Origin of the sequence: Paenibacillus hebaui, from assembly GCF_051934385.1 — a bacterium.
Taxonomy (GTDB): Bacteria; Bacillota; Bacilli; order Paenibacillales; family Paenibacillaceae; genus Paenibacillus.
The window spans coordinates 2,691,547-2,704,696 of sequence record NZ_CP196836.1 but is presented as its reverse complement, the minus strand read 5'-3'; the positions used below and the strand labels follow the sequence as shown (position 1 = coordinate 2,704,696).

8 protein-coding genes are annotated in these 13,150 nt (G+C 48.6%); 1 reads left to right on the top strand and 7 read right to left on the bottom strand.

The genetic code is table 11. The features are described 5' to 3' along the window. Positions 1-140 precede the first annotated feature (140 nt). Entirely contained in the window at positions 141-2,474 is a 2,334-nt protein-coding gene (locus tag ACR32F_RS12505; RefSeq protein WP_440118993.1) for an endo-1,4-beta-xylanase, read from the bottom strand. A gap of 345 nt (positions 2,475-2,819) precedes the next feature. Continuing rightward, complete coding sequence (locus ACR32F_RS12500) at positions 2,820-3,587, bottom strand: helix-turn-helix domain-containing protein (protein ID WP_440118992.1); 768 nt, start codon at positions 3,585-3,587, stop codon at positions 2,820-2,822. A gap of 146 nt (positions 3,588-3,733) precedes the next feature. Here ACR32F_RS12500 and ACR32F_RS12495 point away from each other — a divergent pair, with 146 nt between their 5' ends. Then, complete coding sequence (locus tag ACR32F_RS12495; RefSeq protein ID WP_440118991.1) at positions 3,734-6,010, top strand: FAD-dependent oxidoreductase; 2,277 nt, start codon at positions 3,734-3,736, stop codon at positions 6,008-6,010. Between the two features lie 369 nt (positions 6,011-6,379). On the opposite strand, the gene bglB is transcribed toward ACR32F_RS12495, so the two are convergent. From bglB to ACR32F_RS12470, 5 genes are all read right to left on the bottom strand, one after another. Further along, positions 6,380-7,450 (bottom strand): beta-galactosidase BglB, encoded by a 1,071-nt coding sequence (gene bglB, locus ACR32F_RS12490; RefSeq protein WP_440118990.1) that lies wholly within the window; start codon positions 7,448-7,450, stop codon positions 6,380-6,382. Positions 7,451-7,485: 35 nt separating this feature from the next. Continuing rightward, on the bottom strand, positions 7,486-10,041 hold the full coding sequence (locus ACR32F_RS12485) for a hypothetical protein (protein ID WP_440118989.1): 2,556 nt from the start codon (positions 10,039-10,041) through the stop codon (positions 7,486-7,488). 5 nt (positions 10,042-10,046) lie between these two features. Then, complete coding sequence (locus ACR32F_RS12480) at positions 10,047-10,865, bottom strand: carbohydrate ABC transporter permease (RefSeq protein WP_440119809.1); 819 nt, start codon at positions 10,863-10,865, stop codon at positions 10,047-10,049. A gap of 5 nt (positions 10,866-10,870) precedes the next feature. Next, positions 10,871-11,776 (bottom strand): carbohydrate ABC transporter permease, encoded by a 906-nt coding sequence (locus tag ACR32F_RS12475; protein ID WP_105598307.1) that lies wholly within the window; start codon positions 11,774-11,776, stop codon positions 10,871-10,873. 92 nt (positions 11,777-11,868) lie between these two features. Next, entirely contained in the window at positions 11,869-13,140 is a 1,272-nt protein-coding gene (locus tag ACR32F_RS12470) for an ABC transporter substrate-binding protein (protein ID WP_440118988.1), read from the bottom strand. Positions 13,141-13,150: the final 10 nt, after the last annotated feature.

The window sequence follows — 13,150 nt, the reverse complement described above, 5'->3', positions numbered from 1 at the left end:
CGGCCGGGGGTGGGCTCATTCGCATGGATATGTGATACCCGTTGCCAGAGGCGGGATAGGGATACACAGATTTGTTCTATTGCATTAAAAAGCCGGAGATCTAGGATCCCCGGCTATGCTGAGTGAGACTAATTATAAATTCATGATTTGGGTTCCACTCCCCAGACAAGCTCGCCATTCCGGTAAAGAGTCACCTTGGTCCAATCGGCAAAAGAGGTCTGTAGCGGGTTAAAGGAATAATCATCCCCTTCGCTGTAATTGGACCAGTCTCCTTTGTGCATCCGGGTATGAATCTCCCCCGAGGTTCCCCCGACCGGAATCAGACCTGCTCCGGTACCAAACTTCAGTTCCAGATAATGGTCCGCTCCAGGAACAGGTGTAGCCAGCTTCACAAAGCTGCCACTGATATGACTGCCTCCAAGCTGTGCATAATCACAGAAAAAGGATTGTGGTTTCTCCCCGTCCACCGTATACCAGTAACGAATCGTCAGTTCATTCAGGTTAACGGCGGAGGTCCCGTTGTTATGAATGACAAACTGCGGCTTCATCTGGTTGTCGAGCAGATTTGTATCCCCTGCACGATAGGCTAGAGCCAGATTGCCAGCAGGCTCTGGCGGCCCTCCACCCTGGACCGTTGCGAAGGCTTGAGCGGAGTTCACACTCTTCCCAACGCTGTTAACCGCATTCACCACATAATAGTAGGTGGTTCCAGCAGATACTGCCGTATCGTTGTAGCTTGTTCCCGCTACAGAAGCCACAGATGTATAAGGTCCAGCTGCTGTCAGCGACCTATTTACCGTATAGGAGGTTGCACTTGCGGATGCACTCCAGCTTAGATGGATGCTGTTATCGCTAACTGCAGTGGCGGTCAGATTCTGCGGAGCGACTGGCACTGCCTCGACCTGTGCCGTCTCTAGTACAGACCAATAGGCTGGCTTGGACTGAAGTCGCTCGTCGAAAAGCAGTGGCCAGTTGTTACGGGCGACCGGAAAGGTGCGCAGCCAGGTATTGGCATCATCCTTGCCCCATAAGGTAACATTCTTGATCGTGTCTGTATGCCTCAGGAAGATCTGGAACAGGGACTTGTACAGCGCCGCCTGCTGTGTCTTCAGTTCTTCCGGGAAGGTATCGTAAGATTGCGAATCATTGGAATAGATACTTACATCAAGCTCTGTAATATGTGTTTCGAGGCCCAGTGCCTTAAATTTGACAATGGAGCTCTCAATTTCCGATAGGGATGGATAATAGAGACTGATGTGTGTTTGATGGCCGACTCCGTCAATAGGCACACCCTTGGCTTGAAGGCGAGTGATCAGGTTGTAGAGGGCCTGGCTTTTGGCCGGCTCATGGGTATTGTAATCATTAATGAACAGCTTGGCATCCGGGTCGGCTGCATGAGCGAATTCAAATGCTTTCTCAATGTATTCTTCCCCGGCAATCTCGTACCACAGACTGCGTCGCAGGCCATCCGGCTGGGAGGCATCGATGACTTCATTTGCAACGTCCCAAGCGTAGATCTGGCCTTGATAACGCTCCATCACCGTCTCAATATGCTGCTGCATCCGTTCATACAGCACCGTTTTACTCACCAGATTGCCGTTGGCATCATGGAATACCCAATCCGGAGTTTGCGTATGCCAAACGAGGGTATGTCCGCGTACCTCTTGTCCGTTCGCTGCTGCAAAAGCTACTGCGGCATCCGCCCCGCTGAAGTTATACACACCTTCTTGCGGCTCGGTACTGTCCCATTTCAGAACATTGCCTGGTGTCAGACTATCAAAATGCTTCGTAAGTAGCTGCTTGTCCGGTTCGGTCAGCAGTTCATTGTTCGTGAAGGCCGTCCCAATTCGAAACTTGCCCGCAAAAGCATCCTGTAGGGAAGGAATGTCCTCTTCGATCACAATGGGTCCGAGATCCGGCAACTTCTCCAATCGGAAATCATCCAAATAAAAAGAAGCTGTAGCACGGTCTGGCACTTCAAAATAAACCGATAACTGATTCGCTGGTTCCAGCATTTTAAACTGCGCAGTAAGCTTGGTCCATCCGCTCGCGGATGCCGTGCCAAATGTTAAATTTTCATAATGTGTTGTATCTGGCAGGGTACGCTGTAATGACATATTGAGGTTTGTGCTGGACGCTCCCGCCGGAAGCTTGACCCAGCCAGTGAATACATACGTCTGCCCCACCTCCAAAAGTTCTGTCACATCCAGCGATGGCCCGTGCCAGCTCATAACCCGCCCGCTCACTTCCAGTCCATAATCGCCGCTACGAGCTGCAGCTGCGCTTGCGCGAAGCGTTTCTACTTCACCGCGTCCGCTCCAGCTCTGGACAGTACCATCTTCAAAATCATGACTCAGAATCAGGGCATTCTCCCCTTCTGCCGCATGGACAGATGGAGCCGCCCAGTACAAAGGAACTAACAAACCTATAACCAACACAAATTTAAGCGCTTTCAAAAATATCATTTTCCCCATCGCTTCCATTCTCCTTTATTGAATATTAGGATAAATTCCTTACGCCAAAGGCCATATCCACCTCCTTGGTTTTAAATATAAAATGAGAGTCCTCATTCAAACGGATACAGGGGGCATACGTTCGGATGAGGACTCTATATGGTAAATTATAGTATAAATTGTCCGTGATCTACAACTGAAATTGTACCTCCCCCTCTAATTTTGGTTAGAAATGTAGTATCCGCAACATCTCCACTCATTCACACCAGCTCCTCCATAATCTTGGCAATCCGTAATGAAGGTATATACCGGGTGCTCCGCTGTCTTCAAAGTTGTCTTTAAAACTTGCAGCTCACTTCTTTCTGCTCATACTCTGTGTCTCCTGCGGTACTCGGATGGACTTATGCCCAACGTTTTGGAGAACACCCTGCTCAGATAAAATCCGTTCTCATATCCGCATCGCTCGGCAATTTGGTTAAGGGTCAGGCTGCTGTCAGCCAAGAGGTTCTGCGCTTTTTTCAGACGGACCCGTTTGAGATAGCCTGATGGCGTCTCCTGAAAAGCCTCCCGGAACCGCCTCGTCAACTGTACCGGACTCAAGGCGAGCCGCTGCGCCAATTCCTGAAGGCTGATCTCCTCTTCCGCCCGCTCCTCCAACAGCGCTGCCGCTTCAGCCATTCGTGCGTCTTCGGTAAATCTCCGTTCCTTTAAGCGATTCTGTCTGCGTTCCACCTGATACTGCTGCCACAAATCCATCATAAAATGTGTCTTCCAACGGGCAGCTGACCCCTTATTCTCCTCACTGTCCTGGCGCAAATAAGCATAGGTCGAGGCTAAACGCTTTGTGTCATTGATCTGTGATTTTCCGGCTGGTGGCAGAAGCTCCTCCTCCTCCTCCAGACTACTGCTAAACTGTAAATAGTGAAATGTCAGCGGGGTAATGACTGTCCTCCGAAAGGGAACCGCCGGGGGGCATAGCACCAGATCGCCAAATCCCGCTTCTCCGATCTGACCCCCAATCTCATAACGGAATATGCCCTCTTCGACGGCAAAAGCGACCCAAGTCGTATAGATATCTTCCGTAAGAGCAAATTGCCCTTTCTGCTTCCAGTAGATGTGGTTAAGGAGCTCCATGACTTGATCACCCCTCCTGTGAAATAAAGTATATGTTTGGTGATAGTATAGTGCATTTGAAAAGTGAATATATAAATCTAAGATGAAATTATAGATATGTAATTGGAGGCCAGATTGATCTAACTCCAGTTAAGGAGGTCACAGATATGAAACAGGAGCATGTACGAAACGACATCACCGTCATCGGCGGAGGACTTGCCGGCGTATGTGCCGCGATAGCCGCTGCCCGCATGGGGCAGCGGGTCGCGCTGGTGCAGAACCGCCCCGTGCTCGGTGGCAATTCCAGTAGCGAAGTTCGGGTCTGGGTGTGCGGTGCCACCGCACATGGGATTAACCGTTATGCCCGGGAAACGGGTATTATGGGGGAACTGTTTGTAGAGAACCAGTACCGCAACCCGGAGGGCAACCCGTATCTCTGGGATCTGGTCATTCTGGAAGCGGTCCGAGCCGAATCGAATATCACCCTGTATTTAAACACGGATGTGCATGAAGTGCAGGCCTCAGGCGATGGAGAGGAACGAACAATCACCTCTGTCACTGGCTGGATGATGGGCTCCGAGCGCAGAATTTGTTTCGAGAGCAGCTTCTACCTGGACTGTACTGGCGACGGGCTGATCGGCTTTCTGGCTGGAGCAAAGTTCGCGCTGGGTCGGGAGGCCCGTAGTGAATACGGCGAGGAATGGGCGCCAGAGGTTGCCGATCAGATCACGCTGGGAAGCACGGTTCTCTTTTATACCAAAGATGCGGGAATGCCTGTCCGTTATGTGCCGCCCTCTTTTGCTAAGGATATTTCGCAGACGACCATCCCAATCCGCCGGGTAATCCGCAGCGGCGACTCCGGGTGCCATTACTGGTGGATCGAATGGGGCGGTGAACATGACACCGTACATGACAATGAACTGATCCGTGATGAGCTGTGGGCCGTCATCTATGGCATCTGGGATTATATCAAGAATTCCGGCAAATTCGAAGCGGACAACATGACACTGGAGTGGGTTGGCTCTCTGCCAGGAAAAAGGGAGTACCGACGCTTCACGGGTGATTATGTGCTGAACCAGAATGATATTATCAGCCAGCGAGAGTTCCCGGACGCTGTAGCTTTTGGCGGCTGGTCGATCGACCTGCATCCACCGCAAGGGATGTACGCGGAAGCCAGCGGCTCAAAGCATATGCACGCCGACGGTGTCTATCATGTGCCGTTTCGCTCCCTGTACTCCGTCAATGTGCGAAATATGCTGATGGCCGGGCGCGACATCAGCGCCTCGCATGTCGCCTTCGGCACGACCCGCGTCATGGCTACCTGTGCGGTCATCGGCGAAGCAGCCGGAACCGGCGCAGCGCTCTGCGCAGCCATGGGACTGACTCCGCGCGAACTGCACGCCGGGCATCTTACGACGCTGCAGCAGACTTTGCTGCGGCAAGGTGCTTCTATCATCGGGCTGCGTAACAGCGATGAATTGGATCTGGCCCGACGCGCCACAGCCACGGCCTCCAGCACGCTGACCGGCATCGCCATCGAACAGCCTGGCCAGAAGTACCCTCTGCGTTACGATGCCGCTCTCCTGCTACCGGTTCATCCGATGCTCAGCGGACTTGAGCTGTTACTGGATACGGATAGCGATACCGATCTGACGGTAGAACTATGGAATACGGGACGCAAGGAGAATTACGTTCCACACACGCTACAGGCCACGACGACCGTCAAGGTTACGGCAGGAATCGCGCAGTGGGTGAGGCTTCCGCTGGAATGGCAGCCGGACGAACCACAGAACGCTTTTATGATCATCCGGGCCAATAAAGCAGTCTCACTCTATCATTCCACGGAAGCACACAGTGGGGTACTGATTTTCTTCAAAACGGAAGAGTCCCATCTCTCCAAAAACCTGGAAGACCACTCCATGGAGCAGCCAGTTGTGCTATGGTCCATGAAAGGCTTGGCGCGTCAGCCTTTCTGCTGTCGGACCCTGGCCCCCACCATGGCTTACACGGCAGATCAAACGATCAACGGCTATCACCGTCCCTTCGGCGGGCCGCAGCAGTGGATGTCGGAACCCATGGAGCCCGGTAAGCCGGAATGGCTTCAGTTGGCGTGGGATGAACCCCAGACCTTAGTTGAGCTTCACCTGACTTTTAACGATGATGTGAATGAGGATCTGGTCAACCTGCACCATCATCGCACCATGTTCCACGTTATCCCTGAGCTTGTTTGCGATTACCGAATTGAAATATTGGAACAGGTTGGTGAATGGACCGAGATCGCACGCGTAACAGGAAACCGCAGAAGGCAAGTCATTCATCGCCTGGATGCGCCCGTTCACGCACAAGCTATGAGAGTGCTCATCGATGCCACCAATGGCAGCCGGTACGCGGAGCTTATTGAGATCCGGGCGTATGCGGAGCCAACAATGACCGGCAGGAGTTGAACGCAAGAAGCGATGTTAATCTAAGCTACAAGAATCAAGAACAACCATGAATCTATGTATGTATATTCAGCCCTTAGAATAGGCATTGGAATAACCCCCTAGTATATCCGCGGAATTCCAGGGGGTGCACTCGAAATTTTAAAAGGGTTATTTCAACTTAAATGATCTGCATATAAAGAATCCAATCGAAATAGGCTGCCTTTTCAGGCAACCGTTTCTAACATATAACTTTATTTACGAACCGAGAGAATGAACTTCTCATGACCAAGTAAAAAATGTGTTGCATCCTATTTCTGAAGATTTTCTATCATAGGCAATAGAGGATACAGGAAACTGTATCCCCTATCCTCCCCACAAGTCCGCCTTATTTTATTCGGTGGCTGGAACCCGCAAGCCCTCAATCAGGATAAACAACGTAAGTGCTTGTCCATAACCCATCGGACTAATCGGTATTTCCTTGTAAAACTGGGCATCCTGCCCCACAGGAGTTCCGTAGGACACTTGCTGTACGACTCCGTTATCATCAATTTGTTTCAACACAGCTTCAAGCGCTCTCAAGCCAATCTGGCGATAGGATTCATCTAGGTATCCATACCGGATTCCCTTGAGAATGCCGTATCCAATTGCTGCCGTTGCGGAGGTTTCTTTGTAAGAGGTTGGATCATCCAGCACGGTGTGCCACATGCCATCCTCATTCTGAAGCTTGCTCAGTGCTCTGACTTGAGCGGTTGCTGTATCCAGCAGATAGGCCTTTAGCCCGTCTTCGATCGGAATGATATTAAGGAAATCCATAACTCCCGCCGTATACCATGCATTGCCTCTTCCCCAATGAACAGCACCATAGTTATGATTTTCATTGAAATCCCAGCCATGATAGAACAATCCGGTTTTCTTGTTATATAGATATTTGATATGCACAAGGAACTGTCGTTTGGCTTCTTCCACCATATCGGGTTTCTTGAAGTATACCCCTGCCTTGGCCAAAAATAGCACCGTCATAAAAAGGGTATCAATCAGAATTTGACCATCATTGGCATCTCCCGTGATCATGTGCTGAAACGCACCATCTCCGGTTCGCAGCAGTCCATCCATGATCCAACTGCTCCACTCCTCACAAACATCTTCGTAATCCCTGTTTCCGGTCAGCTCGCATAGTGAGATCAAAGTAAGGAGCGGAGCGCAGGTGTTCACATTTTTTTCCGGTAATCCTTCCATCAGCCTTGCATTGTACCATGATTCGAGAAATTCCAGCACTTTGGCATCCTTCGTTGCCTCATAAAGCTGAAGCAAGCCATACAGACCGACACCTTGCGGCCATTCCCATAGGTGAATGTCGATCAGTCCAATTGGAAACTGTTCATTGATGCTTGTGTTTTTCATAGACTCCATCGCATGGGATACCTTGCTTATTCTCTCCTGTAGCATCATTTGATTCGGCATGTTGGTTTTCACTCCCTTGGTTTCTTACACACGATTCAGTGCTCCATGTTCAGTAACTTTAGTTGTCCCATCACTCCATAACCGTCGTGTGCAATTTCCTCTTTTTTAATAAGAAAAGGCTTGTTCATTCCCCATTGAATTGGACCATATACCGGGTCTGTTAGAGTGAGAGTTAAAGCTTGACTGTTGAATTGCGGGCTTGCAGAACGAACTTGGTTGATAAAAGCGCCAAATGACCCGAATTGCTGTTCGTTTCCTGCTCTTATAATCCAGGCGTTGCGCAAGCCAGAGGAAATAAGCTCACGCTCTCTCGTCACTCCGTTGCTCTCCATACTCGTCCCGTTGGCCGCATATATGGCCGCATACCCCTTATCCAAACGGGCAAAATGCCAGTTCTCATGCCTTACCCATTCCGTGAAGGAGCCGGTAGGAAAATAAGCATGTGTCCAATCGGAGGTCTGATCCGCAGGAATATCAAACATCATCAAAGCTATCTCCTCATGCTGAACAACGTCGGGCAATATCCCATTCCCAGCCCAAAAGCAAGGCCGACCATCCCCATGCTTATATATTTCTGCCGGATGATTCACCCAAATCTGCGCCTCAGGTGACAGAGATAAATGCTGGACATGCTCCTGATAACCTGGCTTGCCTGGACGAAAGCCAATGATTGATGATAGGGAGTATTCCTTTGTCCGACAATGATAGAGCTTGGCGTAACCCCCCTTACCCTGCTGATTAGCGAACACCAACTGCTGATTTTCCCCAAGCAACAGATGCTCTTGATATGCTGCTGGAGGAATGTAATCCGATAAACTCAAGACAACATTGCTTATTGAATAATTGTTTACATTACCAACGCCATAAGCGATCCAGCACATTGAAGTCGTTCCCGCTGCATAACTGCCCAGCAATTCCTTCTCATAGCTGCGCCCAAACGTTGTGGACAAGACTCCTTGATGCATCTGAACGGTAATATAATAGAATAACAGGTCCATTGCCTTTTTGGCTTGCTGCCTGAGCTGTTCATTATGGGCAAATTCATAGATATGCAACAGCCCCACCGCATCAATAGGAATGTATGCACTTGAATTCCATTCTGCCAATCCTTCATCCAAAAAGCGCTCAAACCATAAGGCAAGCCTCTGCTCTGCTTTTTGACGATGTACTTCACCGGATTCACCACTGTTGCCAAACGTTTCATCCCCAAACAGCTGTCCGGCTAACAGCTCATTGGTATGGAACAACAAGGCATGGTTCTCACTGAAGAACCACATCACATCATCGCCAGGTTCATCAATCCAATATCGATAGCCCAGAATACTTGCTTTTACCCGATCCCAGAACAATTCACTGAACAGACCGCTATTTCGTTCATCTCTCCAAAGACGAAACAGCCCCACCAGATAGAAGTCACTGCAATCCTTCCGTTGCTCAATCCCTTCCACACCATCAAGCAAAATGTTCTCCGCTTCTTGCAGATTGCCATCCGTTTTCAGCATGGCGATGGCCTTATGAATATTGGGACTGCCCTTCTCAGCAATACATCGCAGAGCCAGCGATTTGCGGGCTTCAATATCCGTAGCTTGCTGAGCAGCCTCATCATAGCTGGTATCGTAGGATTGGCAGCCAAACTTCTTGGTTAGTACAACATTTGAAACTGAAATAGTCAGCGTGAAGTATACGTAATGATGACCGAGTTGATTGGTATGTGCCAGAACCAGGTCCGTTTCCTTCTCAGCTATGTGTATCGTCTTATTTTCGGTGCCGTCAAAAAAATTGCCATACTGAATATCAACCTCTCTAACGATGTCCGGCAAGGGAAGCGGAAGCCTGAGCTTAATCTGCTCACCTCTAAAAATATCCGAAGGAAAATAAGCCTGTTCGAGGGCTTGCTCTGCGGATTGTACGGACTCCACCAAATGAGGAGCAATAGGCAGAGAAATCACCAATTCCTCTTTTCCCAGATATTCCACCGCAAAAGCATACATGGTATCCCGCTCAGCCAGATCCTCCCAGCAGGCATATATCTCATTGATTCCGGCTACAAGTTCAGCTTTAATAACGATTTCCTGCTCCTTGTTACGCATGAGAGGCGTAAAGTCCGTCACCAATTCCCCATTCATCCACAATGTCAGACTACCGTAGGTCTTTATCCGCAAAGAGGCGGTATGAGCAGTCGAAGAAATTACCCTTGTCGCCGCGTAACTGCGCAGATGTGTCGGTACAAACCAAAATCCTGATTGCTCCACCCGTGGATTATTCCAGGGAGAATACAGTGCCCAAGGCATCCCGTTCTCTTCTCTACTGAAGTCGTCTCCCGGGCTAGGAAACTCGCTCCATTGATCAAAAAATCGGTTCACAGGCTGCGTTCTCCTATTTTCTACAAACTCCTTTCTACATGGATTCTCATGAATGGCAAAACCATCGATAAGCCAATCATTAATATCTCCCTCCATCGTTGTTGGAACAAAGGCAACAGGCTTCGTATATATGCCGCTGATCATCCAATGATTAATGACCTGATTGTGGCCTAATTTCATAGGTTTGTAATTCAAGGTATCCATCCCGCCACGGGTGGTATCTGACATTCAACTCATCCTTTCATACCTGAAGTAATCATACCGCTGACAAAATATCGCTGGAAAACCATAAAAACAATCAGTACCGGAAGCATCGTGATTACGGACATCGCAAGCAAACTTCCCCAATCTACGTTGTATTCACCAATAAAATTAGAAAGCGCGAGCTGGATGGTATATTTCGATGGATCACTAATAGCAATTAACGGCCATACAAAATCATCCCATCTCCACATGAAGGAGAAGATCGCGAGCACCGCAAGAATCGGCTTTGCTACAGGAAGAATAATGCTCCAGTAAATTTTCCATTCGCCCGCTCCATCCATCCGGGCAGCCTCCAGCAGCTCGTCCGGTACGGACAACAAATACTGCCGCATAAGGAATACACCTGTTGGGGTTGCTGCTGGCGGGATAATAATCGCGAGCAGACTATTATATAAACCCAGTGCGCTCAGCACCTTGAATATGGGAATCATGATTACCTCAATCGGAATCATGAGTGTTGAGATAAAACCGATTAATATGATCGTGCTTCCGCGGAAGCGGTACTTCGCGAGTGCAAAGCCTGCCATGGAATTAATCAATAACAGCAGCACCGTTGAGGACACGGTTACGATCGTACTATTCATAAAATATAAGCCAAAGTCGCCTTTCCTGAATGCCTCCTTGAAATGCTCAAAGGTGACTGGCTGCGGCCACAACTTGGGAGGGAAGCTGTACAGATCGCTATTTGTTTTCAGAGCAGAAATCACGACCCACAGGACAGGCAGGAGCCACACCACTGCAGCAACACTTAACATACTGTAGATGACGATTTTGACCATAGGCTTCATTACCATCACGTAGCCCCTCCTTTCGATAGACGGAATTGCAGAGCCGAGAATCCACCAATAAGGATAAACAGCATCACCGACATGGCACTGGCCAGGCCAAGCTCCTGTCTGTTAAAGCCAATCTCATAAATATATTGAACAATATAGGTGGTATCTTTGCCCGGCCCACCACCTGTAAGCGCAAACATAAGTGGAAAGGCTTTGAACGCGTCAATCAGAGTCAGCATAACAACAAGCAAGCTTGTGGGCTTCAAAAGCGGGAGCGTGATATAGCGGAACACCTTCATTCCCGTTGCCCCGTCCAAGCGGGCAGCCTCATAATAATCCGTAGGTATAGCCTGCAAGCCCGCGATAAAAATGACCATGAAAAAGCCTGCACGTGACCATACTGTCGCGATGATTACAGCCGTATTTGCCCAAAAGGAAGAGGTTAAAAAACCGACAGGTTCCACACCAACCACGGTTAACAGATGATTCAAAATGCCAAATGAATCTCCGAAAATCCATTTCCAGGTCAATCCTACGATAATGTAAGAAATCATGGTCGGCCAGTAAAATACGGCCCTGAAGAAGCCGCGCATTCTAATCTCGCGTGCAAGTAGCAAAGCAATCCCTAACGCTGCTGCATATATTAGCGGGACAACAATTGCTGCATAAATCCCCGTTCGTCCGATGGTCGACCAAAATTCCCGATCCCCTATAATTTTGATATAATTGTCCAGCCCGTTGAACTTCATCGGGTTCAATCCATCATAGACATGGAAGGAATAGTAGAGGCCCAATAAAGAGGGAAATACGATAAAAGTTCCAAAGATCAGGAGGTTGGGAAGTATAAACAGATAAGGAGCAATAACGAGCTTCCTGTTCTGTTTTGCCAGCGTATTCCTGTTTAATCGTTGTCCTTCACTCATCTGCTTGCCCCTTCCTTATGCGTTATTCGAAAGGGAGGCTTCACAGGAATCGATAAGCCTCCGTTATGTGAATTAGCCAAATGACTTTACGTTTATTGACTGCCAATAGCCTCGTTAATCAGCTTGGCTGTTCGATCCAAAGCCTCCTGCGGAGTTGCCTTATCGGATAGAACTTCAACAATATTATTTTTCAGGTCCGTTGAAATTTTGGATATAATTGTCTGTCTGGACCAGTCATTAGCTGCAAGAGGCGAACTGTTCTTCAGTTCATCCGCAAAAATTTCAAACATCTCCTTGCCGAATTCATAATTCAATACAGAGCTGTCCTTCCGTGGACTCATAAACAATGATTCCTGATTATATTTTGAATTCACTTCTTTGGACGTTAAGTATTGAATAAATTCTGCCGCCTCCTGCTCATATCCGCTGCCTTCAAAAGCCATCAGAAACTTCCCGCCGGGCACGGAAGAACGTTGTGTTCCTTTGGGCATATAGGTGACGCCCCATTCAAAATCGGTAATATCCTTGTAATTGCTGATCATCCAGTTGCCAGCCCAGTGGGTAGCCACCGTCCCAGAACGGAACAGGTTGTTCGGATTTTCCCCTCCGAGCCATACGGATTCGGGCATGATCCCTTCTTGATGAAGCTGCTTGAACTGCTCCATGCTACGGATTCCGGCTTCATTGTTAATCGCTGCCGCAGTGCCATCCTCCGTTAAGATGCTTCCGCCATTCTGATACAAAAGAGTGGACCATCTATGCGGAGTGACATCCCATACCATGCCATAACGTGCTCCGCCTTTGTCCATAACCTCTTTTAAAGCAGCTGTGTATTCATCCCACGTCCATACCTGGTCAGGAGAGGTCGGTACTTTGACGCCCGCTTTATCAAATAAGGTTTTGTTATAAATAAGCCCATTCGCTGTGACATCCATAGGCGCCGCTACCAGCTTGTCATTAATAACATAATAAGGTTTAAGTGAGTCAATAAATTGATCCTTGAATTGATCCGCATTGTCCACGTAGGGTGTCAGATCAACCGCCTGATTAGCAAATGATCCGGTATCCGTGACCCGGCTCAGGGCAGGTGGCTTTCCACCAGATAACATTGTTTTTAATTTGGTTTGGATATCTTTGAAGCCAACTTCAATCAGATTGATCTTAACCTTGGTATTGGTCTGCTCATACTCTTTAATGATTTCCTTGATGACCTCTCCTTCTTTTCCGTCAGAGAACCATAGGAAATCCAGAGTTGTTTGTTTTGAATTAGCATTGGTACCTGAATTTCCACAAGCAGTCAATACGATGAGTAACATGACCAATACCATGCTAGTGATGAGCTTAAACGTTGTTCTTCTTGTCATATCAACATCT

Coding starts and splice junctions, on each gene's coding strand:
- ACR32F_RS12470 (WP_440118988.1), bottom strand. CDS start 13,140: ATGACAAGAAGAACAACGTTTAAGCTCATCACTAGCATGGTATTGGTC.
- bglB (WP_440118990.1), bottom strand. CDS start 7,450: ATGCCGAATCAAATGATGCTACAGGAGAGAATAAGCAAGGTATCCCAT.
- ACR32F_RS12495 (WP_440118991.1), top strand. CDS start 3,734: ATGAAACAGGAGCATGTACGAAACGACATCACCGTCATCGGCGGAGGA.
- ACR32F_RS12485 (WP_440118989.1), bottom strand. CDS start 10,041: ATGTCAGATACCACCCGTGGCGGGATGGATACCTTGAATTACAAACCT.
- ACR32F_RS12500 (WP_440118992.1), bottom strand. CDS start 3,587: ATGGAGCTCCTTAACCACATCTACTGGAAGCAGAAAGGGCAATTTGCT.
- ACR32F_RS12475 (WP_105598307.1), bottom strand. CDS start 11,776: ATGAGTGAAGGACAACGATTAAACAGGAATACGCTGGCAAAACAGAAC.
- ACR32F_RS12480 (WP_440119809.1), bottom strand. CDS start 10,865: ATGAAGCCTATGGTCAAAATCGTCATCTACAGTATGTTAAGTGTTGCT.
- ACR32F_RS12505 (WP_440118993.1), bottom strand. CDS start 2,474: ATGGGGAAAATGATATTTTTGAAAGCGCTTAAATTTGTGTTGGTTATA.